This is a genomic window from Acinetobacter sp. YH16044 (assembly GCF_013417145.1).
In the GTDB taxonomy this organism is placed as follows: Bacteria; Pseudomonadota; Gammaproteobacteria; order Pseudomonadales; family Moraxellaceae; genus Acinetobacter; species Acinetobacter amyesii.
In genome coordinates this window covers 154,569-176,751 of the sequence record NZ_VPEK01000002.1, presented here as the reverse complement: position 1 = coordinate 176,751, position 22,183 = coordinate 154,569, and the positions used below count along the sequence as shown (strand labels likewise).

Below are 22,183 nucleotides of genomic sequence, written 5' to 3'. Positions count from 1 at the left end.
TATTGAATGACAGGCAGATGACGAATCAGCGCCAAAGCTGTGGATTGGTGTAAATTTATTTGACCTTTTGCAGCGTGACAGGTCTAATGCACCGCATCTGCTGATCGAAACCCATTATTTCATCTCATGAGTCAAAAAGTTGTCCTGCTAGATTTGGAAAATAACCCGCCCACAGCAAATCTATTGCGCAATATCATTGAACATTACAGTACTTTGTATGTGTTTAGCTGCAGCGGAAAATTTGAATATGCACTTGAAGATTTGACTGAAATTGCAGGGTGGATCGCGAGTGGTCAATTGGTGGTTTTGGATATTCCAGAAACACCGCAAAAAGAATTTGAATATGCGGTGATTGTGGGGCAACTGATGGCCTTGATGGATCCAGATGCGCATATTGAAGTCATTTCAGCAATGCCTGATATTGAATTACTGATGGAACAATTGGATGGCTCTGGACTCAGTGCACATCTCATTCAAATTCAGTCAGAACAAGAAGTTTCACATAAAGTGAAGTATAAAATTCCTGACCTAGAAACCATTCGGAATAAACCTGATTTATTACTGATTAAACACTATTGTGATGGTCTGGAAAAACTCAGTGGCAAACCCAACAGTTTGGATAAACTGAAAAACTCATTGATGAATATTTTGCAAGTCTCTAGCGAAAAAGCTCAGCATTTGGTCGGTATGTTGATCAATCTAAAAATCGTCAAACGCTTTGATGAGCAAATTTCGATTCGAAAAAAAGTACTCAAACAATGGGTACAGCTAGATTTAAATGCGACTGCTGAAACAGCATTGCCCATCAAAACAGACCTGAATGCATTTACTGCTTCACTCGAAGATCAAACATCAAATACTGATGATACGGCGTCGATGATTCAGGCTGCACAGCAAGGCTTATTTAAAAATTTCAATAAGATTGATCCTGTGCAAATGGAAGTGATCCGAAAATTGCATGAATTAAAGTCAGATAAACCAAAAGATATCTACGCCTTACGTGATTTATTAGAGCAAATGTTCCCACAATCTGATGTTCGACTATTACTTAAAGAGTTGATCGAAAAAGGATATATCTATTGGAATGGTCACGAAGTGCTGTATAGCCACGAGATGTTCCTGAATTAATTTTATCGAGTGAACTTGCGTTTTATATTGCGCTTATGCAACTCTAATAAAGGAATATAAAGGTTGTGCTATGGAAAATACTGGAATCTGGGTTACTGTTTTTATTGTGGTCTTTGTACTTGGGTCGATTTTTGGACTTCGAGTAAATCCTAGAGAAAAAGCCTTAGGCATTATGCGCGAGAAGGCGCGTAAGATGGGGCTGCACCCACGTTTAGTGGCTGCACCTGCTTGGACCAAGATTCCAATGGCTTCTGAAAAACGTGCCAGTATGGTGGCGTATTACAGTGTGCTGATTCCAGATGCGCGTTTGCCTTTAATGCGTGCTTTAGTGGTCGATGACAAACTTGAACTGGTACATGGTGATGACAAGTTCAAGGATTTAGCCATTACATTAAAGGGCATTTATGCTATTGATATGCAGGCAAACTGTGTAGGACTCTATTGGAACGAAGAATCTGACTTAAGAGCCACACAGCTTGAAGATATGAAAGCATTTTTACATTCATTGGCTGAACTTTAAATTTTAAAAAACCTATTAAACAGGAATGATGGTTAACTATGGCGAACGCTCCTCGGTCCACATCTAAAAGTACCACAGCAAAATCTGCCGATGCTGGGAAAAAGCGTGCGTTAGTGATTGTGGAATCGCCTGCAAAAGCGAAAACAATCAATAAATATTTGGGCTCTGATTACATCGTAAAATCATCGGTGGGTCATGTCCGTGATTTACCTACAGGTGGCTCTGCGAAAACAGCAGAGAAAAAGCCAGTAACTCGTGCGAAATTAACTGAAGCTGAAAAAGCCAAAAAAGCACAAAAAGCTTTGGTTAATCGTATGGGGGTAGACCCTGAAAATGACTGGAAGGCACAGTACGAAGTCCTACCGGGTAAAGAACATGTTGTTGCGGAACTGAAAAAGCTTGCATCGCAAGTTGACGAGGTCTATCTCGCAACGGATATGGATAGGGAAGGAGAAGCAATTGCTTGGCATTTAAAAGAAGTAATTGGCGGTGACGACTCACGTTATCAACGTGTGGTGTTCAACGAAATTACCAAAAATGCCATCCAAGAAGCGTTTAAACATCCTTCTCGCCTGGATACAGATAAAGTCAATGCTCAGCAAGCCCGTCGTTTCCTCGACCGTATTGTGGGCTTTATGATCTCGCCACTCTTATGGGAAAAAATCGCCCGTGGTTTATCGGCAGGTCGTGTGCAATCTGTGGCTGTTAAACTTGTGGTTGAGCGTGAACGTGAAATTCGTGCCTTCGTTCCAGAAGAATTTTGGCAAGTTTTTGCAGATACCAAGTCGAAGAAAGACGATATCCGCTTAGAAGCGGTGAAGCAAAATGGCAAGACTTTAAAACTGCACAATAAAGCTGAAACGGATGCTTTACTGAACCTGATTAAAGATGCCGACTACACAGTTTCAGCACGTGAAGACAAACCAACCAAGGTTAATCCAAGCGCGCCTTACATCACGTCTACATTGCAACAAGCAGCAAGTACACGTTTAGGTTTTTCTGTGAAGAAAACCATGATGTTGGCACAGCGGTTATATGAAGCCGGCTTTATTACCTACATGCGTACAGACTCAACATTCTTGAGTGATGACGCTGTAAATATGGTTCGTGGTCATATTGAAACTGAGTTTGGTCAAAAATATTTACCGGCTAAACCAAATCGCTACGGCAATAAAGCTGGTGCGCAAGAAGCCCATGAAGCGATTCGTCCATCAAATGTCGCGCTAAAAGGCGATAGTTTGGTGGGTGTAGAGCGTGATGCACAGCGTCTTTATGACTTGATCTGGCGTCAGTTCGTTGCATGTCAAATGACCCCTGCAGAATATTTATCATCAACGATTTTAGTCAATGCCAATGGCGTCGAACTCAAAGCCAAAGGTCGTACATTGGTCTTTGATGGTTTCACTAAAGTGCGTGGCCAAAACAAATCGGATGATGATGTACTGCTTCCTGCTGTAAAAGTCGGTGAATTACTGAAACTTGAAAAATTAGACCCATCTCAACACTTTACTAAACCACCTGCGCGCTTCACTGAAGCATCATTGGTCAAAGAGCTTGAGAAAAAAGGTATTGGTCGTCCATCGACGTATGCTGCGATTATCTCAACCATTCAAGACCGTGGTTATGTGAAGCTCGATAACCGTCGTTTGTTCGCCGAGAAAATGGGTGAAATCGTGACAGACCGTCTCGATGAAAACTTCAATAACTTGATGAACTATGCATTTACGGCAGATCTTGAAGGTCAGCTAGATAAAGTCGCCGATGGTGATCGTAACTGGAAAGAGTTACTCAATAGCTTCTACGGTGATTTTAAAACACGTTTAACCACAGCTCAGGGTGAAAATGGCATGCGCCGTAATTTACCTGTAGAAGTGGATGCTGTGCACTGTAAAGAATGTGATCGTCCGATGCAGATTCGTACAGGGACTACAGGCGTGTTCTTGGGTTGTTCCGGTTATAACTTACCTCCAAAAGAGCGTTGTAAGGGGACTTTGAACCTAACACCTGTAGAATCATTGGCTGCACTGTCTGACGATGACTCGGCAGAAACAGCAGATTTAATGTCGAAAAAACGTTGTCCAATCTGTGAAACAGCCATGGATAGCTATGTGATTGATGGCGGCCGTAAGTTACATATCTGTGGTAATAACCCAGACTGCGCTGGTTTTGAGCTTGAAGAAGGTGAGTTCAAAATCAAAGGTTATGATGGCCCAACTATTCCTTGCGACAAGTGTGATGGCGAAATGCAATTGAAGACAGGCCGTTTCGGTCCATACTTTGCATGTAATAGCTGTGACAATACACGTAAAGTGTTGAAGAGCGGTCAGCCTGCACCTCCACGTGTAGATCCAATTAAAATGGAACACTTACGTTCAACCAAACATGATGACTTCTTTGTCCTTCGTGATGGCGCAGCAGGTTTATTCTTAGCTGCAAGTAAGTTCCCGAAAGTACGTGAAACTCGTGCGCCTAAAGTCGCGGAACTACGTTCTGTCGCAGATCAATTGGATGCGAAATATCAGTTTATCTTACAAGCACCAGATGTCGATCCTGAAGGAAACCCAACATTAGTAAAATTCAGCCGTAAAAACCAAGCGCAATATATTGGTTCTGAAAATGCTGAAGGCAAACAAACCAAATGGTCTTTGGTGTACCAAGACGGTAAGTGGGTTGAGGCTTAAGCTTTAAAACCAATAAAGTGCTGACTTCGGTCGGCATTTTTTATGTCAGAATTAATCAAAATTTAAATGATAAAAATGATTGGGGGAATAGTGGAAATTCAAACAAAAAAGTTTGCTGTACTCATAGATGCGGATAACTCATCAATCAATGCTATTCCATCTGTGTTGGAAGAAGTTGCAAAATATGGAATCGCAAGTGTTAAACGAGTTTATGGAGATTGGAGCAGCGAAACCTTAAAAAATTGGCGTGAAGTCTTACTTCCTCATGCAATCACACCTGTTCAGCAGTTTGCTTACACAAAGGGCAAAGATGCAACGGATATGATTTTGATCATTGATGCGATGGATTTGCTGTACGCAGGTGCATTGGATGGCTTTTGTATTGTTTCAAGCGACAGTGATTTTACCCCTTTAGCATCTAGAATTCGTGAAAATGGGCTAAGTGTTTACGGTTTTGGAAAAAAGTCGACGCCAGAGGCATTTAAAAAAGCATGTGATAAATTTATTTATGTTGAAAACTTACTGCAAGATAATGAGCTAAAAAATACTGAAGAAGATCTTATTAATTCACCAATTAAAGAAGTCATTGAAAATACAAAAGTAAGTGAACCAAAGCCATCTGTGCAGATTAAAGAGAATACAATCACTGAAATCATTGATAAACCCACTTTAAATTTGATTTATAAAGCTGTGAAAGATAATGCGGATGAAAATGGATGGGCCAATTTAAGTATGGTTGGGCAATATATCAGCGCAGTCAAACCTGACTTTGATTCTAGAAACTACGGTCGAGCAAAATTATCTGGACTAATTAAAACGCTAAATTTATTTGAAACAAAAATAGAAATGAGTCAAATGTATTTAAGAAAGATAAAAAAGCAGAGTACGATTTAAAATGTGGAAAAAAATTCGGGTACTGTGTTTATTGCTGATTTTACTAGTGGTCGCAGTCAATGCCTATAAAGACAAAAACCAAGACTGGAGTAAACCGATCTTTGTATTGTTACATCCAATTAATGCAGATGGTCGAGAGAGCACTCAAGCTTATATACAGCAGCTCTCTGTCAATGATTTAAACGATGTTCAACAATATTTACAAGCGACAGCACAGAAATACCGAGGGCAACCGACTTATGTGTATTTTAAGTTAGGTCGTGAGCTGAAAGTTTTACCTCCCAAAGTACCCAATGACGCCGGTATGTTGGACGTTATCTTGTGGAGTTTGAAATTCCGCTACTATGCTTGGCAACAGCATAAAAATGTAGACGGGGTTTCGAGTGTCACGCTCTTTCTAAATTATTACGATCCGACTCAAACCAAAGAACTTAAACATTCCACAGCCTTGGAAAATGGTCGAATTGGATCGGTGAATTTATTTGCATCGAATAAACAGACAGCGCAGAATAAAATCGTTTTAGCACATGAGTTATTACACGCTTTTGGTGCAACTGATAAGTATGATTTGGCTACAGGTCAGCCGATTTTTCCTGTCGGTTATGCAGAACCTGAGCGGCAGCCTTTGTTTCCACAAAGCAAAGCTGAACTGATGGCAGGGCATATTCCTACCTCACAGACGCAAAGTAAAATGCCTGAAGATTTAGCTGATACTGTGGTGAATGACGTCACAGCGATTGAAGTGGGATGGAAAAAATAATGTGGATAAAACCTATCTTATCCACAGTCTAAATCAGCAGTGTGGATAAGATTTGGACTTTTCTTTCATTTTTCTTCATCATGAAGTTGCATAATCCATTGAATAACGAATAACTTGAGAAAAAACATGAGAACAGTAGGCAACGATTTAATTCGCAGTCAGCTCCATGAAAACCGTAAGTGGTATCTCGGTTTAGGTGCTTTATTGGTGGTCTTCGGATTGGTCCTTTTGGCAGCTTTGCCATTTGCGACACTTACGGTGATTTATATTTTTGGTGTGCTGATGATGTTAGGTGGTGTAATCCACTTCGTCGCGGCATTTAAAATTTTTGAAGGCGGCTACCGCTGGTTCTGGGCACTATTTGGTGTGCTGTATTTGGTCGCAGGCTATTATGCATTTACAACGCCTGTCAAAACAGCCATTGTCCTGACTAATTTATTGGCGATTATCTTGATCATTGCAGGGGTCATTCGTATCTTTAATGCTGTGCTATTTCGAGCATTTCAAGGTTGGGGATGGACACTATTTTCAGGTCTATTGACCTTGATTACAGGTGTGATCATTTTGATGTCGCCTGATGCGCCATTTTGGGTATTAGGATTATTCTTGGCGGTTGATATTTTATTCCAAGGGGTCAACTACCTTACTTTGGCTTCTTATATTCGACGTGAAGTACCGAAAAGCTCGGCAGAGCAGTAAGCTGCTTGCGGATCCGATAAATAAAAAAAGAGTGCTGAGGCACTCTTTTTTTATTTACTTTTAATATGTACAACCCGTTAAGGTTTCACGCTATAGCGGCTACTAATGGCGATACGATTCCATGTGTTGATCACAATAGCCAACCATTCCACGGCACTGATTTGCTCATCTGTTAAAAAGGGCAAAGCATCTTCATAAACTGCATCGGGAACTTGGCCTTCGGCGATCAATGTAATCGCTTCGATCAAGTTTAAAGCAGCACGTTCTTTTTTATCGTAGTACGCAGTTTCACGCCATGCAGTCAGTAGGCTAATACGTTCAATGCTTTCACCTGTTTTCAGTGCATCTTGCGCATGCATGCGAATACAGAACGCACATTCGTTGATTTGGGATGCACGTAATTTGAGTAAATGAGCTAATCCTTCACTTAGGCCAGCTTCATTTATTTTTTTCATTGCCAGTGCATCAAGTTCTGCGACTTTTTTATATAGCTCAGGTGCAGACTGACCTAGATTGATTCGTGACATTTCGAGCCTTTCTGATGTTTTTAGATATACCTGCTATTTTAAAACCGTTATGGTTGAGGACAAGTTTTATTTTGAGCATTTAGATGACCACTTTTGTTCTTGCGCCCGATTCATTTAAAGAAAGTATGAGTGCTCAACAAGCCTGTGACGCGATGCGGCGTGCAATTTTAAAACTCATACCTGATGCAAATGTCATCGCTGTGCCAATGGCAGATGGTGGTGAGGGAACTGTAGATGCGTTACTCAGTGCTTGCGACGGCCAAAAATTGACGATAGCGCTTACAGGTCCTTTGCCCAATCAACGTGTGACGACGTATTTCGGTTTGATCGACGGTGGGAAAACCGCAGTGATTGAAATGGCAAAAGCCAATGGTATTCATCTTGTCGATATGGCTCAGCGAAATCCTTTACTGACGTCAACTTATGGTACGGGCGAAATGATCAAGGCTGCTCTAGACTTCGGAGTAAGTAAAATTATCATTGGCTTGGGCGGGAGTGTGACCAATGATGGCGGTGCAGGTATGGCGCAAGCCTTGGGGGCACAATTTTTAGATGAAAATGGCTTGGAAATAGCAGTTTGTGGTGGTTGTCTCGATCAAATTAACAGTCTTGATTTGACGCAGCTCGACTCACGTTTAGCGCATACAGAAATTATCATTGCCAGCGACGTCATTAATCCACTATGTGGTGAAAATGGTGCAACCCATATCTTTGGCCCGCAAAAAGGTGCAACGCAGGAGATGGTGCGTCAGTTAGATCAGAACCTCAGTCATTATGCCGATGTGGTTGAAGCGACATTGGATTGTGCTTTACGTGCTGTCGCAGGTGCAGGTGCTGCAGGTGGATTAGGTTTTGGGTTGATGGCTTTTGCAGGTGCATCGATGCAATCAGGTGTGGAATTGGTCATTGAACAAACTCAGTTGAAGGAAAAAATAGCACAGGCAGACTATGTACTGACTGGTGAAGGGAAAATTGATCATCAAACCAAGTTAGGTAAAACACCATTTGGTGTGGCGCAAGTTGCAAAAAAATATAATAAACCTGTGATCGCCTTTGCTGGTCTAGTGGGTGAGGAAATAACAGAACTTTATGATTTAGGTTTCACACAGATTGTTGGGATTAATCCACCAGATTGTAAGTTGGAAGATGCATTAAAAAATGGTAAGAGAAATTTAGAATGGTGTTGCAAGAATGTGGTTAGGGCTATTAGATGTAGATACAATATTATAAGGGACTGAAATTTTAGTAATGATTTTTTTATAATAAAAGACTAATAGCTTTGTTTATTTTGTAGTATTGTTTTTCTTTAATTATTAAACAAATGAAATTTATGAAACCAATAATAATTCTCTCAATAGTGTTTATGAGCACACCGATTTATGCAGAAAGAATTTCTGAAGCGGAATTTAATGTAAATTATAAGAATTATAAAAATGAACTTGCTAGAGATCAGGCAGCACTAAAGAAGTTAAATTCTGAAAGTTCGTTTGAGGCAACTGTAAAAAGCAATTTATTAACATGTAAGGTTTGGGACTCAAAACTTGCAATGTATAAATTAGCTTTAGAAAATAAACAGATTCAAGATGCTGGGCATCTAGCAAATAATTTGAAAAATGAAATATTACCTTTTCAACTAGCAATTCAGAATTTATCAGGAACGACTTTTGAAAAAAACTGCGAAACTATTGAAAAACTTTCGATAGCAAGTGGCATTATTAAATGAAATTAATTCTATAAAGTGTTGCACTTTGTTGGTAATCAAGATTTCTTACTAGATTGTAAAACTCATAATTTATCTATAGCTCTGTTAAACTACCAACTCACATAGCACGATGAGACACCATGAGTTTAGCCAACCTGATTGATGAATTAAATCCTCAACAAAAACAAGCCGCAACAACAGAAGCACAGCATAGCTTGGTTTTGGCGGGAGCAGGTTGTGGTAAAACCAAAACCATCGTAGCGCGTGCAGCTTATTTAATTGATCAAGGCGTGCCTGCTAATCAAATTCAAATTTTGACTTTTACTCGTCGTGCAGCGAGTGAAATTGTTGCTCGTGTGGAGTTGGCTCTAGGTGAGCAAGCCAAAGGGTTACGTGCATCAACCTTTCATACCTTTTGTATGTACCTCTTGCGCCGTATTCCAAAAGCCTTTGGTCTAGAACAGTTTTCGATTATTGATCGTGATGATCAACTCATGATGTTCCGCCTGATTCGTGGTCGTGATGATAAGAAAAACCCCAATCACTTGCCCAAGCCGAAAGAACTCTGTGATCTGTATTCCTTTGCGCGGAATACGCGCCAAAAACTCAGCATTGCTATGGAAAAGCAAATGCCTGAGTACTTTGCGTTGAAAGATCAAATCGCGGATATCATGAAAGAATACGAAGCCCGTAAACGTGCGCGTAGTTTTTTAGATTATGACGATATCTTGGCGATTGTGGCGAAAGCCTTGGCGGAATCAGATGGACTGGTCGATTATGTCGCTTCAATTTGTCGCCACATGTTGGTTGATGAAATGCAGGATACCAATCCGCTACAATGGGCGTTACTTGAGCCACTAAAGGAACGTGTCAGTTTGTTCTGTGTCGGCGATGATGCACAGTCAATCTATGGCTTCCGAGGTGCAGACTTTGAAAATATTCATCATTTCAAAGAGCGGGTACCCGACGCACAGATTTTTAAACTTGAAAAAAATTATCGTTCAACCCAAGAAATTTTAGACCTGTCGAATTGGTTGTTGGATGAAAGCGAAATTAAATATGACAAACGCTTAGATGCCTATCGTGGTGAAGGGATTAAGCCGAAAATGCATATTTTCCCGAATGAGTTTGATGAAGCCAAATGGATTGCCATCGACATCAAAGAGCGTCATTACCTCGAAGGCAGCAAATGGTCGGATCATATGGTGCTTGTGCGTTCAAGCTTTGCTGCTCGTCATATTGAAGCGGCCTGTATTGCCGCAAATGTGCCGTATCGCTTTATCGGCGGCATGAAATTACTTGAAACAGCCCATGTAAAAGACTTGCTCAGTGTGCTGCGTGTAGTGGCCAATCCTTTAGATGATATCGCGTGGATGCGCTTTTTAACCTTGTGGAATGGTGTGGGTGATGTCGGTGCGAGTAAGTTATCGCAGCAGATTTTACTTGAGCCAGAAATGCAAGCCATTGCAACCAAGTTGGAAAAGTTTGGCAAAGTACCTGACCAAGCGATTCTGATGATGAAGCAAATGTCGGTGTTGAAAGATCAGGTCAAAGAATGTGTAAGCTTGGCTGTTCAAGCGATTTCTGAGCAGCTGGAAGAAAACTATAAAAAAGATTGGAACCGCCGTGTCGGTGATTTTGATCTGGTGAAACAATTGGCATCCAAACATACGCAGTTGAGTGAATTCTTAGAAGAATATGTCCTTGATCCAGTTTCCATTTCTGAAATTGAACGCCAATCTGACAGTGATGTCGTGACTTTAATTACCATTCATTCGGCAAAAGGAACGGAGCAAAAAGTCTGTTATGTGGCGAATGTCACACCAGGGCAATATCCACATGCACGTGCCCAAGGTAATTTCGATGAAGTGGAAGAAGAACGTCGCGTGTTATATGTGGCGCTGACACGTGCGCAAAATGAATTGATTTTGACCAAGCAAAACTTGAACCACTGGGCACGTGAAACTGTCGATGAGCAAGGCCGTAAAGTAGAAAGTTACTTTATGAATGATTTAACTCGAAATTTATGTAGTTTGGAAACACACTATAAAACCCGTCAGCAAACCGTAAAAAGTGCCTTAATCGAAAGAAAATCGATTAATTTAGATTTTGGTATCGATCTCGATTAAAATAGATTTTTGACGTGATTTACATGCAAGTTAAAAAGCAAAATAGACAAATGCTTTTTGATGATGCTGTCTATTTGGAAGATTGAATGAAAATTTTAGTACGTAACTTAGAGCGTTCAGTTACTGAAGCAGAATTGGTTGAACTGTTTAAACCATTTGGCGCAGTAGAGTCTGCTGTTGTTGTTATGGATGCAAGCACAGGTAAATCGAAAGGGTTTGGTTTTGTCGAAATGCCAAATGGTCGTGAAGCTGTAAAAGCGATTAAAGGCCTGAATACTTTGAAAGTCAAAGGTGCGGGTATTCGCGTAAAAGCGGCTGAAGATAAGCCTAAAGCATAAATTTAAAAAGGAGCGTAACGCTCCTTTTTTTATCGGTGATCTATGAAAAAACGCTACTCGGCTTTGTCTATTGTTGCGCCATCTGGTTCGAACATTGCGTGTGGGCTTAAAACGCTTGAAGTCCGCTCATGGCAGCCCGAACATTTGCCTTTAAAAGATTTAGTGATCGTGGAAAATCAACGCTACTTACATGAAAGCGGAGAAGAAGATTTTGGACGTGCGGTGGCGATGGTCGATGTGTATGACGTTCATGCATGGACTGAAAATGAGATAGAGCAAGCGCAGGCGACATATTGGGCAGCAGGATATTGGGCTTGGCGTCTAGAAAATATCAGGATGATTGATTGGGATATGCCTGTTCCCGCAAAGCGTGACATTTATTTAATTGAAATCGATCATCCATAATATTTATTGTGAATTTCCTAAAAATCCGTTTAAGCTTATTCATGTAGAAAAACGCCAAAATTTAGGGAATTGTTCATGTCTCGTGTTGCTCGCTTTCATGCTGATCGTACCAATCAAAAGTTATATTTTAGCCGTCTTGCATGTCAGCAAGCTGAGCAGACCGATCATGTTCAACAAGCTCAGGCTTATCGCGAAGCAGCAGTTTTTCATTTGCATGGTGCAGTACTTGCGTTTTTACAAGAGTTGGTGCGTTACTATCGTTTAAATGATCCTGCGCCCACGTTAAAGTCGATTGAAACGCTGATGGCTGAAAAAGGTCAGGTATCACCTGAAGTGACTGTTATGCAGCAATTGGCAAAGCAGGGCTTTATTGCAGAGCTGAAACGCGCACATCGTATGTGTCAATATGCACCTGAACCGTCTGCACCAGAGCCAGAAGATGAAACGTCTTCAAATTTAATTATTAAAGTCACTCAAACACCGCAAGCATGGTTGCCAGATACCGCTATTTTGCGTGAATGGCATCGTGATCTAACCCAATTGATTGATGGATTTCGTAACGAGATGGTGGAATTCTAATCGGACTATTGCTACTTGAAATAAATTTATTTAACCCGATATAAGATTATCTAAGTAATACAAAGTGCAGATGCCTTTATCACCATGTTGCGCATGGAGGGATATATGTCTATAGAACAGTTGAAAGAACTCTTTGGGAACCAGGAAGCAATTTTAGAGCTGGTTCAATTGGAAGGTGGTGAGTTGGCATTGCGTAATGCAGGCTCAGAAAAAGAGCCTTTGGTGACTATCCAATTCAATGAAGAATTACGCAATATTTTGGGCGATCAAATGAGTGTGATCGCTCAGCAAATGATTCAGGCTGCATTGTTTGGTTTGTTAGAAAAACAAGTGGATGAATGGCATGCCGAAGTGGTTGATGAAAAGCCAAAATATATGAGCTAATCATATAGCTGCTGATTTTGTGGATCATGTTGATGAAAACGCACCTTTTGGTGCGTTTTTTTATACTCAAAATGGCACTTAGACTTTGCCCAATTCAGCAGGTGAGATCAGCATCGATCCTAAAAATACAATGAAGACCCCGATGAGCTGTAAGAAAAATGGATTTTTGGCATCTTGCCAATACAAAATCAGAAAGACGATGGAAATGGGATAAAAGAATAGACAGCCCAGTCCCCATAAAATACTGGTTTTAAATGCAGCGATGAGAAAGCCCAGACCGCCAATTAAAATAATGGCAAAGCCTAAATAGAGAATGAACATGTTTATCTTGTTTGAAGTTTTTAAAATGATGCTTTGTTTGGTGCTCATTTTATCAATATGTTTTTTAAATTCAATTATTTGTGATTTTAATATTACTGAATTATATCAGTTTAAAAAAAGGCGATGCTTTAATGCATCGCCTTTTGGGTATTGCCCCTAAGCGTTTTATTTAGGCATTTAGTGTGTCGGTGTTTGGTGATGCGCAATTTGGATTTGATTTAAAATATGATTGCTCATATTTTTTGCCATTTCCTCTTTGGCATAATAAACCTCACCGACATTGTCACGACGAATGACTTCAGCTTCTTCTTTGCTTTCCGCACAAACCAATACTTGGATAGACGGATTCAGCATTTTGGCAATGTCGACAATTTTATGAATATCTAAAATATCCATAGGTGAAATGACCAAAAGGCGTGCGTGTTGAATATGGGCCTGAATTAAAACACCCGGTTCTGTTGCTACACCGGATACCGCAGCGATGCCTTTTTCCCGCAAGTTTTCCACGATTTCACGGTTTTCTTCAGCAATAACCACTTTAATGTTTTCATTCATTAATTCGCGGGTAATACGACGACCTACTTCACCATGACCAATCAGCACCACCTGATCACGCAGATAATCCTGTGAGACCTCATCCGGCAACATGGCCAATGGGTCACTACTACGTTCCAGTAAACGGGCCAAATTCGAGCGCTCACGGATGAGTCGCTGCATAGGCTCGATGGCTGAAAATATAAATGAATTCAGCGTAATCGAGATTAAAGCGCCTGCCAGTATCAGATTTTGACCTTCCATTGAAAGGAGATTTAGAGATACACCTAAGGTCGCCAAAATAAATGAGAACTCACCAATCTGCGCCAAACTCGCCCCAACGGTTAATGCGGTATTGATGGGGTAACGGAAGAACAACACCAACGCCATTGCAGCGATGGTCTTACCAATCATGATAATACCGACCACAGCTAAGACATGAAGCGGTTGTTCAATCAAGATCCGTGGATCAAACAGCATGCCGACGGAGACGAAAAACAGAATCGAAAAAATTTCACGAAGCGGCAGAGTTTCTTCTTCTGCACGGTGACTAAAGTCCGATTCTTTGACTACCATCCCAGCAAAAAATGCGCCCAGTGCCATGGATACACCAAATACCTTGTAGGCACCAAAGGCAATAGACACGGCTGCTGCAACCACGGTGAGCGTGAATAATTCACGTGAGCCTAAGCGCGCAACCACTTGCATAATCATTGGCACTAAGCGTTTACCAATGATTAGCATAAAGGCAATAAAACCTGCCACTTTGAGTAAGGTAATACCAAGGGTGAGCCAGATATTTTCATCTGCACTACTTTCTGTGAGTGGCTGTCCACCAAGCAATACTGCTGTGGCAGGGAGTAAGACCAAAACCAAGACCATGACCAAATCTTCAACCAAGAGCCAGCCTACAGCAATTTTACCATTCACGGAATTAAGTAAGCCTCGGTCACCGAGAGCCTTGAGGAGAACCACCGTACTTGCACACGACAAACTTAAGCCAAACACTAAGGCTGAGCCCATGCTCCAGCCCCAAAGCATGGAAATTCCCATACCCAGTAAGGTCGCCACTGCAATTTGTAAAATGGCACCGGGCAAAGCAATACGACGGACTTGCATCAAATCATTGAGTGAAAAGTGCATACCCACGCCAAACATCAGGAACATGACACCGAGTTCGGCCAACTGGTTAGCGAGATGGATGTCACCAACTACTCCAGGCGTATTTGGGCTAATAATAATACCGGCAATCAGATAGCCGATGAGGGGAGGAAGTCGCAGGCGCGCAGCTATATAGCCAAAAATTAAGGCAAAACCAAAGCCAACAGCAAGTAATATTATGAGTTCTACATCATGAGGCACTAAAAACTCCTTAAGCCTAAGTTAAGGGTAAAAAAGACAAGCACAAAAAGTGCCAAAAGCATTTTGAAAGTTTAGCAATTCGAATAAAAAAAATGCAAAAAAAAACGACCTAAGCAGGTCGTTTTTTTCAAAAAACTAAAATTATTTGATTTTAGCTTCTTTGAAAATTACGTGTTGACGGATTTTTGGATCAAATTTTTTGATTTCCATTTTTTCCGGCATAGTACGTTTGTTCTTAGTGGTAGTGTAGAAATAACCTGTACCAGCAGAAGAAACTAGGCGAATTTTATCACGCATGTTCGTAGCTCCTTAGATCTTTTGACCTTGAGCACGTAGGTCAGCAACAACCTTTTCGATGCCCAATTTGTCGATAATACGCATACCTTTAGTAGTTAGACGAAGACGTACGAAACGTTTTTCGCTTTCTAACCAAAAACGGTGGTGATGCAGGTTCGGCTCGAACCGGCGTTTAGTTTTGTTGTTGGCGTGTGAGACGTTGTTACCAACGACTGGACGCTTGCCGGTAACTTGGCAAACCTTAGACATGGTGTAACTCCATTGATTTAGCCAACAGCAAATCTGTATGGCCAGTCAAAAAAAACATTGAATTCATTCAAGGGGCGTTTTATATCAAAAATGCGCTTAAAAGACAAGCGATTTTGCATAAAACGAACGATCACCTAGTGTGATCGTTCATGCCTTGATCGTTTATCGAAGAAGTGTCTTCGAAATCAGTTTGTGGATCGGCTTATTGAACGGTGGAAGAATGAATTTCAAACTATAGAGTTTTGGATTCGACATCACCGAGCGTTCATGCGACAAACTGAAGAAACCTTCTGGACCATGATATTTCCCCATACCCGAAGCCCCCACACCGCCAAAAGGCAGGTCATCTTGAGCCACATGGGTTAATACCGTGTTTTGTCCGAAATGTCCTGAATGGGTACGTGTCGCGACATAGTCGGCACGTGCCTGATCAAAGTCGAAATAGTATAAAGCAAGTGGACGAGGACGGCTATTAATAAAAGCAATAACCTCGTCAATTTGATCATATTCCATGATCGGAAGGATCGGACCGAAGATTTCATGCTGCATAATTTGCATGTCTGGAGTGACACCCGTTAAAACAGTCGGTGCAATTTTACGTACAGCGTCCACATTTTCATTTTGTGGGTTAAAACTGATGATTTGTGCGCCTTGATCACGTGCATCTTCTAAATAACCTTGTAGGCGCTTGTACTGCTTGTCATTAATAATCGAGGTGTAGTCCTGATTATGAGCAATACTTGGGTACATAGCTTCAACGCACACTTTATAGTGATCTAAAAATTCAGCAGTTTTACCACGAGGTAAGAACACATAGTCAGGTGCAACACAAGTTTGACCTGCATTCCAAAGTTTACCAACAGCAAGACGCTGTGCGACATCTGCTAGGTCAATAGACGGATGAACCAATACAGGTGACTTTCCGCCTAATTCTAAAATCACCGGAACTAAGTTTTCAGACGCTGCCGCCATGACAGTTTTACCGACATTGGTCGAGCCAGTAAAAATCATTTTGTCGAAGGCAAGGTGACTAAACGCATCTGAAATTGGGCCACCACCATTGACGACTGCGACCAATTCTTGAGGAAATGCTTCTGCGAGAGCTTTTTCGAGCACATCACCGAATACCGCAGAGGCACTCGAAATTTTGATCATGGCATGGTTGCCCGCAGCCAAAGCACAAATCAGTGGGCCTATAGAAAGAAGCAGTGGGTAGTTCCATGGCGTAATAATGCCGACGACACCAAGTGGTTGATATTGCACCCATGCTTTTGCAGGTTGGTGAATAATTCCGACATGGCGTTTGGATGGTTTCATCCAGTCTGTCAAATGCTTGCTATAATATTTAATGTGTTCAAGACATGTGAGTAACTCACCAATCTTGGTTTCACCAATAGAACGGTTACCATAGTCTTGATTAATTGCATCAGCAAATTGATCTTGATACTTAACTAAGATACGCTTAAGCCGAGCCAAACGGTCTATACGTTCCTTCGCTGTAGGCAATGGGTAACGTAAATACGCTTGTTTCTGCTGTTCCAACATATTGTTGAGATGCTGGTGATCAAAAGAATGTGGTGTCATTGAAGTTGTTTTTGTTTGACTATTCATGTCGCACGACCATATCCAAATTAGCGATTAATTAATTTTTAGAGCAAATACTCTAAATAGTCAAGTTACTTTATGTGTTAGTGTTCTAATGCTTTGAAATAAATGGTTGTTTTAGGATGTCTCAAACCAAAACCTTAAAAACGAAAGAACGTATTTTGCAGCTGAGTTTGCAGTTGTTTAATGAGCGTGGCGAGCGTTCAGTGACAACCAATCATATTGCTGCTGAACTGGGAATGAGCCCAGGTAACTTGTATTACCATTTCCGAAATAAAAGTGAAATTATTAAGGAATTAATGGAGCAATATCAGCATGAAACGCTAGAAATGTTAGCGCTTCCTGATGATCGTCAGCTTGATGCCAATGATAAAATTCGCTATTTCCAAGTGTTAAGTAGCCAATTATGGGCTTATCGCTTTTTACATCGTGATGTTTATCACTTGGTCGAAAATAATGAAGATTTCCGCAAAATGTATCCACGTTTTGCCGGTCAAGTTATGCAACAAGGGCAGAAAATTTATCGTGCCTTTGTTGACGCAGGCTTAATGCAGATGACCGATTCTGAAATTGAGGCCTTAACCATTAACTTGTGGATCGTGCTGACCAACTGGACCAACTTCCTTTATATGTCGGGCCATATTACCGACTCCAATACTTTGGAAGAAAAGTGGGTGTGGCAAGCACTGCGACAAATGGTGTTCTTAGAAGGCGCATATCTACGTGGTGAAAGCCGTGAAACCTATGAGCGACTGCTCGAAACTTTAGGGCCGTCGGACTTATTTGCAAGTCTTTCAAACGTAAAGCATCAGGTTACTGAATAAGACTATTTAGTCTGGCTTTAAAAAGCGTTAGAATACTCGGCTATTTTTTCAATTTAACTGATTAGTGATATAAACCAACATGAATATGTCGACCGCTAACACAGCACGCTTACTCATTACCTGTGAAGATAAACCAGGGATTGTGCAAGCTGTATCGAGCTTTTTGTATCATCAGGGAGCAAATATTACCGCACTTGATCAATACGCGACTGAAGCTCAAGGGGGGCGATACTTCATGCGTGTTGAGTTCGAATTGGACAATTTACAAAGCCGTAAAGAAAGTCTAACTCAAACATTTGCGAGCAATGTTGCTGAGCGTTACAACATGCACTGGCGTTTAGCCTTAGTCAGTGATGTGAAGAAAGTCGGTATCTTGGTGTCTAAAGTTGACCATGCTTTGCTTGAACTGTTATGGCGTCATGCACGTGGTGGTTTACCATGTGAAATCACCAAAGTCGTGTCTAATCACGATGCTTTACGTGAATCTGTAGAAAATTTCGGTATTCCGTTTGAAGTTGTTCCTGTGAACAAAGAAAACAAACGTGAAGCTTATGAGCAAATTGATCAATTGATGCAAGGCAATGATTTATTGGTTCTTGCTCGTTATATGCAAATTTTAGACGAAGAATTTGTTCAAAAATGGGAAATGAAAGTGATCAACATTCACCATTCATTCCTCCCAGCCTTTGTTGGTGCGAACCCATATAAACAAGCGCATGAAAAAGGTGTGAAGTTGATTGGTGCGACAGCACACTATGTGACTGCGGATCTTGACCAAGGGCCGATTATTGAGCAAGACGTAGAGCGTGTAAGTCACGACTTTACCGTTGAACAATTGCGTGAGTTAGGTCAGGACGTAGAGCGTAATGTACTCGCACGTGCAGTCAAATGGCATCTTGAAGATCGTATTATTGTCGATGGTAATAAAACTGTTGTATTTCAATAAAACGAGATGAATTTTTGAATAAAAGGGCATACTTTAGGTATGCCTTTTTTATATTATGATTAAAAAAAGTCATTAAAACTGACGAATTAATAGTTGCAAATGAAAACACTTCTCATTTATTATTGCTGTACTTTAATTGTGCTAACCGATGAGCATGATTGTATTTTTAACAAAATAAATGCAATCGCTTCTTCAAGGTAACTGAGTTTAATGAGTCAATCTCCCGCTCCAATGATGCAATCACCTAACCCGATGAAAAAGAAAATCATTACTGCGCTTCTCGCTGTTGTGGTGGGGCATATGGGGGTATTGTGGGCGGTCAGCAATATGAAAGCACCAGAACTTAAACCGATCGAAAAAGATCCGATTAAAGTTCGTTTTGTGAAGATTGTTGAAGAGAAAAAACCTGAACCTCCGAAGCCAAAACCAGAACCGAAGAAAGAGCCACCAAAGCCAAAAGAAGTTAAAATAGTAGATAAGCCGTTACCACCTCCACCGAAGAAAGTGGAAAAAGTGGAACAGGTGAAAAAGAAAGATGCGCCGAAACCAACTGTTGAAGCGGTCAAAAACGTACCACCAACACCTGTTGTTTCAACTGTGGTTTCTGAAACGAAAGTCGTTCGTGTTGAACCAACACCTCCGGCACCTGTTGCACCACCACCTGCGCCTCCAGCACCACCTGCGCCACCGACACCTAAAATAGTCAGCATCGGTAATGGTGTCAGTTGGATTAAGAAACCTAATGTTCAATTTGAAGATGGTGAATTAAAAGCGTCGTGTACAGTTGAAGTTGCGATTGCTGCAAGTGCTGAAGGTAAAGTCGAATCAGCAACCATTAAAAACTCGACTTGTGGCGCTGCTGTAAACCGTAAAGTGACTGATGCAGTGAAGCGTGCACGTTTATCCAAATATATTGATAATGGTGTGGCAACTCCGACGCGAGTTGATCAACCATTCAACTTTAAACTTAATTAAGATTCCGGCTAACCCATTAGGAGTTCGAATATGAACTTTTCAGTTTATTGGCAACATGCAGATGCAGTCAGCAAAACACTGTATTTCGTGTTACTTGCAATGTCGATTGCGACTTGGACGATCTTCGTTCTTCGTATTATGGGCACACGTCAGCTCAAACAAGTGGCGTATAACCACCTTGCAGATGCACTAAGCAAACTGAAAGCGAAATTTGCTCCTTTGGCTTTTGAACAACGTAAGGCTGTGGCTGAACAAGCATTACTACGTCAAATTTCGGTAGAAAAAGCTAATGCTGAAAAAGGCGTATCTGTATTGGGTACGATTGCTTCAATTGCACCGTTCGTAGGTTTGTTCGGTACAGTATGGGGTATTTTTCATGCCCTTGTAGCAGTGGGTAAAAGCGGTCAAGCGGGTTTAGCGCAAGTGGCAACTCCAGTCGGTGAAGCTTTGATCATGACCGGTCTTGGTTTGGCTGTGGCGATTCCTGCGGTATTGGCTTATAACATTTGTGTTCGTTTTAACCGTACACTGTCGAATGAATTGCAAGATCAAGCGCATGGTTTATTGATTGATACTATGTTGCAACAAGAATCTGCAGCGAAGAAAGAAGACGTGAAAACTGCACAGCAAAGTTTAGCTGGAGGTCAAGCTTAATGGCTTTTCAATTGGGTGAAGACAACGATGCTGGCATGAATGAGATGAACCTCATTCCGCTCATCGATATTATGTTGGTATTGATGATCATCTTCTTGGTGACTGCGACTGTTGCCAACCCATCAATTCCATTAACCTTGCCACAAACGACTGCAGAAGTGATTGATCTGCCGCCTGAAAGCGTAACCATCAGTATTAACTCAGCGGGTGATATCGCTTGGAATGGTGATATTGTGACGCTCGAAGATTTAGAAAGTCGTCTAAATACAGCTGGTCAGCAAGAGCGTAAACCTGCATTGGTCTTAAAAGCCGATAAAGAATCACGTTATGACACAGTTGCGCAAGTGATGTCGCGTGCGAGTGGAGCCGGACTCAGCGATATCGCCTTTGCCAGTGATAACTAAGCACTAAGTAAAGATAGCTAAAAAAAAGCGACTGAAATGTCGCTTTATTTTATGTCTCTATTTTGAAAAAATGTCGTACAAATAGATCACTCAGATTTGAGTAGGTCTTGAAATTTGCTACGTAATTTCATGAGTTTAGGTGGTATTGAAAAATTACAGTAGCCTTGGTTTGGGTTACGCGCAAAGAAGTTCTGATGATATTCTTCGGCAGGGTAGAAGGTCGGCATTGGACTGAGTTCAGTCACGATATTGATGCCTTCAGCTTTTAATTCTTCAATACGTTGTTCAGCGATTTGCTTTTGTGATTCGTCTTGATAGAAAATCACTGAGCGATACTGTGTACCGACATCATTGCCTTGACGGTTCAGCGTAGTGGGATCGTGGGTTGCGAAAAATACATCCAGCAATTGGCTAAAACTGATTTGGCTGTCATCAAAATTGATCTGAATGACTTCTGCATGTTGGGTATTTCCCTCACAGATTTGCTCATAGCTTGGATGCTGAGTAATTCCCCCTGCATAACCACTGACAACTGTTTGCACGCCCTGAAGTTGTAGAAAAACTGCTTCTACACACCAAAAGCATCCACCACCAAATACCGCTTGTTGCATAGTGAAATCCTATCTTGTTCCCTGATGTTTAATATGGGGTTATAGCTAAAAACTGCAATGTACGTCTGTATACTAATCACAAGTTTATGTGCATTAAATGTCTCTGGCATGACTGAACAGTGAATAAAAAAGTCTGCCGAAGCAGACTTTTAAAATGATTTAACGCGGTTGAACGGCGCTTTCATATTGAATTAATAAATTGCCATGACGGTCTAGTAATTTCAAAGTTTTTCCAAAAACTTGATAATGCGTTACCTTTTCGAGTGCTGCATGGTACTGTCGGTCTAGCCCATTGTTATTGAGACAAGCCATCTGTGTCGCTGCAATCGGGCCAAACGTTATGGTGTCTTTGCCAGCATTATAGCCGCCCATTATACGATTACAGCCATCTGCACCTGAGACACGTTTTGAAGCCGCATCGAATTGAATGCTTGGAATATTATGCGCATTGGGTGCTGTTTTGATTGGGGTGTTGCCAATCTGAGTGGCAATCCAAGTACGGTTTTGTAATAGGTTTAAATTTTCAGTTATGGTGTTGTCTTGTGCAGGCATGCTTTCACAGCCTGTCACCACTAAAGTTGAAACCAAAGTTGCAGCAACAAATATTTGTTTTAGCATCGGAATTTCCCCGTGGAAGCATTTCAATTATCTAAGC

General features: G+C 41.2%; 26 protein-coding genes. 18 read left to right on the top strand and 8 right to left on the bottom strand.

Annotation, left to right across the window (positions count from 1 at the left end; all coding sequences use genetic code 11):
• Nucleotides 1–126: 126 nt before the first annotated feature.
• From FTV38_RS02330 to FTV38_RS02305, 6 genes are all read left to right on the top strand, one after another.
• A complete protein-coding gene (locus FTV38_RS02330) occupies nt 127–1,128 on the top strand; it encodes a hypothetical protein (protein ID WP_180021118.1) in 1,002 nt (333 codons plus the stop codon).
• A gap of 70 nt (nt 1,129–1,198) precedes the next feature.
• Nucleotides 1,199–1,648, top strand: a complete 450-nt coding sequence (locus FTV38_RS02325; RefSeq protein ID WP_180005286.1) for an ammonium transporter — start codon at nt 1,199–1,201, stop codon at nt 1,646–1,648.
• Nucleotides 1,649–1,686: 38 nt separating this feature from the next.
• Nucleotides 1,687–4,329, top strand: coding sequence for a type I DNA topoisomerase (topA, locus tag FTV38_RS02320; protein ID WP_180021116.1), 2,643 nt, complete (start codon nt 1,687–1,689; stop codon nt 4,327–4,329).
• 90 nt (nt 4,330–4,419) lie between these two features.
• Entirely contained in the window at nt 4,420–5,223 is an 804-nt protein-coding gene (locus FTV38_RS02315) for an NYN domain-containing protein (protein WP_180021114.1), read from the top strand.
• A 1-nt stretch (nt 5,224) separates the two neighbouring features.
• Entirely contained in the window at nt 5,225–5,983 is a 759-nt protein-coding gene (locus FTV38_RS02310) for a hypothetical protein (RefSeq protein WP_180021112.1), read from the top strand.
• Nucleotides 5,984–6,109: 126 nt separating this feature from the next.
• Nucleotides 6,110–6,682, top strand: coding sequence for an HdeD family acid-resistance protein (locus tag FTV38_RS02305; protein ID WP_180021110.1), 573 nt, complete (start codon nt 6,110–6,112; stop codon nt 6,680–6,682).
• 77 nt (nt 6,683–6,759) lie between these two features.
• On the opposite strand, the gene FTV38_RS02300 is transcribed toward FTV38_RS02305, so the two are convergent.
• A complete protein-coding gene (locus tag FTV38_RS02300; protein ID WP_180021108.1) occupies nt 6,760–7,209 on the bottom strand; it encodes a carboxymuconolactone decarboxylase family protein in 450 nt (149 codons plus the stop codon).
• Nucleotides 7,210–7,292: 83 nt separating this feature from the next.
• Here FTV38_RS02300 and FTV38_RS02295 point away from each other — a divergent pair, with 83 nt between their 5' ends.
• The 7 genes from FTV38_RS02295 (at nt 7,293) to FTV38_RS02265 (ending at nt 12,746) form a co-directional block, all read left to right on the top strand.
• Entirely contained in the window at nt 7,293–8,447 is a 1,155-nt protein-coding gene (locus FTV38_RS02295; RefSeq protein ID WP_180021106.1) for a glycerate kinase, read from the top strand.
• A gap of 125 nt (nt 8,448–8,572) precedes the next feature.
• Nucleotides 8,573–8,932, top strand: a complete 360-nt coding sequence (locus FTV38_RS02290; protein ID WP_180004573.1) for a hypothetical protein — start codon at nt 8,573–8,575, stop codon at nt 8,930–8,932.
• Between the two features lie 119 nt (nt 8,933–9,051).
• Entirely contained in the window at nt 9,052–11,040 is a 1,989-nt protein-coding gene (locus tag FTV38_RS02285) for an ATP-dependent helicase (protein ID WP_168377891.1), read from the top strand.
• A gap of 86 nt (nt 11,041–11,126) precedes the next feature.
• Entirely contained in the window at nt 11,127–11,378 is a 252-nt protein-coding gene (locus tag FTV38_RS02280) for an RNA-binding protein (RefSeq protein ID WP_078189697.1), read from the top strand.
• Nucleotides 11,379–11,420: 42 nt separating this feature from the next.
• On the top strand, nt 11,421–11,783 hold the full coding sequence (locus FTV38_RS02275; RefSeq protein WP_180021104.1) for an ASCH domain-containing protein: 363 nt from the start codon (nt 11,421–11,423) through the stop codon (nt 11,781–11,783).
• 75 nt (nt 11,784–11,858) lie between these two features.
• Nucleotides 11,859–12,362 carry a DUF6586 family protein gene (locus FTV38_RS02270; protein ID WP_180010190.1) on the top strand — a complete coding sequence of 168 codons (504 nt, stop codon included), beginning with the start codon at nt 11,859–11,861 and terminating at the stop codon, nt 12,360–12,362.
• A gap of 105 nt (nt 12,363–12,467) precedes the next feature.
• The gene (locus tag FTV38_RS02265) at nt 12,468–12,746 is read left to right on the top strand and encodes a hypothetical protein (protein WP_078192732.1); all 279 of its coding nucleotides are present in this window, start codon (nt 12,468–12,470) and stop codon (nt 12,744–12,746) included.
• A gap of 78 nt (nt 12,747–12,824) precedes the next feature.
• Here the strand turns inward: FTV38_RS02265 and FTV38_RS02260 are convergent, their stop codons facing one another.
• The 5 genes from FTV38_RS02260 to FTV38_RS02240 form a co-directional block, all read right to left on the bottom strand.
• Nucleotides 12,825–13,067: a hypothetical protein gene (locus tag FTV38_RS02260; RefSeq protein ID WP_180021101.1), complete on the bottom strand. Its 243-nt coding sequence runs from the start codon at nt 13,065–13,067 to the stop codon at nt 12,825–12,827.
• Nucleotides 13,068–13,244: 177 nt separating this feature from the next.
• The gene (locus FTV38_RS02255; protein WP_078192730.1) at nt 13,245–14,963 is read right to left on the bottom strand and encodes a cation:proton antiporter; all 1,719 of its coding nucleotides are present in this window, start codon (nt 14,961–14,963) and stop codon (nt 13,245–13,247) included.
• A 141-nt stretch (nt 14,964–15,104) separates the two neighbouring features.
• Complete coding sequence (rpmG, locus tag FTV38_RS02250) at nt 15,105–15,260, bottom strand: 50S ribosomal protein L33 (RefSeq protein WP_001205031.1); 156 nt, start codon at nt 15,258–15,260, stop codon at nt 15,105–15,107.
• A 12-nt stretch (nt 15,261–15,272) separates the two neighbouring features.
• Nucleotides 15,273–15,509: a 50S ribosomal protein L28 gene (rpmB, locus tag FTV38_RS02245; protein WP_000048256.1), complete on the bottom strand. Its 237-nt coding sequence runs from the start codon at nt 15,507–15,509 to the stop codon at nt 15,273–15,275.
• Between the two features lie 162 nt (nt 15,510–15,671).
• Nucleotides 15,672–17,120: a coniferyl aldehyde dehydrogenase gene (locus tag FTV38_RS02240; RefSeq protein ID WP_078192729.1), complete on the bottom strand. Its 1,449-nt coding sequence runs from the start codon at nt 17,118–17,120 to the stop codon at nt 15,672–15,674.
• A 116-nt stretch (nt 17,121–17,236) separates the two neighbouring features.
• On the opposite strand from FTV38_RS02240, the gene FTV38_RS02235 reads away from it, so the two are divergent.
• The 5 genes from FTV38_RS02235 (at nt 17,237) to FTV38_RS02215 (ending at nt 20,917) form a co-directional block, all read left to right on the top strand.
• Nucleotides 17,237–17,938 (top strand): TetR/AcrR family transcriptional regulator, encoded by a 702-nt coding sequence (locus FTV38_RS02235; protein ID WP_180021099.1) that lies wholly within the window; start codon nt 17,237–17,239, stop codon nt 17,936–17,938.
• Between the two features lie 79 nt (nt 17,939–18,017).
• Nucleotides 18,018–18,884: a formyltetrahydrofolate deformylase gene (gene purU / locus FTV38_RS02230; RefSeq protein ID WP_078192727.1), complete on the top strand. Its 867-nt coding sequence runs from the start codon at nt 18,018–18,020 to the stop codon at nt 18,882–18,884.
• A 210-nt stretch (nt 18,885–19,094) separates the two neighbouring features.
• Complete coding sequence (locus FTV38_RS02225) at nt 19,095–19,859, top strand: TonB family protein (protein ID WP_180021097.1); 765 nt, start codon at nt 19,095–19,097, stop codon at nt 19,857–19,859.
• A gap of 30 nt (nt 19,860–19,889) precedes the next feature.
• Complete coding sequence (locus FTV38_RS02220; protein WP_078192725.1) at nt 19,890–20,513, top strand: MotA/TolQ/ExbB proton channel family protein; 624 nt, start codon at nt 19,890–19,892, stop codon at nt 20,511–20,513.
• Nucleotides 20,513–20,917, top strand: a complete 405-nt coding sequence (locus FTV38_RS02215) for a biopolymer transporter ExbD (protein ID WP_078189686.1) — start codon at nt 20,513–20,515, stop codon at nt 20,915–20,917. Before FTV38_RS02220 ends, FTV38_RS02215 begins: the two co-directional genes overlap by 1 nt.
• 86 nt (nt 20,918–21,003) lie before the next feature.
• Here the strand turns inward: FTV38_RS02215 and msrA are convergent, their stop codons facing one another.
• Together msrA and FTV38_RS02205 are read right to left on the bottom strand one after the other, a co-directional pair.
• Nucleotides 21,004–21,528 carry a peptide-methionine (S)-S-oxide reductase MsrA gene (gene msrA / locus FTV38_RS02210; protein WP_180010195.1) on the bottom strand — a complete coding sequence of 175 codons (525 nt, stop codon included), beginning with the start codon at nt 21,526–21,528 and terminating at the stop codon, nt 21,004–21,006.
• 159 nt (nt 21,529–21,687) lie between these two features.
• The gene (locus tag FTV38_RS02205; protein WP_168377884.1) at nt 21,688–22,146 is read right to left on the bottom strand and encodes an META domain-containing protein; all 459 of its coding nucleotides are present in this window, start codon (nt 22,144–22,146) and stop codon (nt 21,688–21,690) included.
• Nucleotides 22,147–22,183 lie beyond the last annotated feature (37 nt).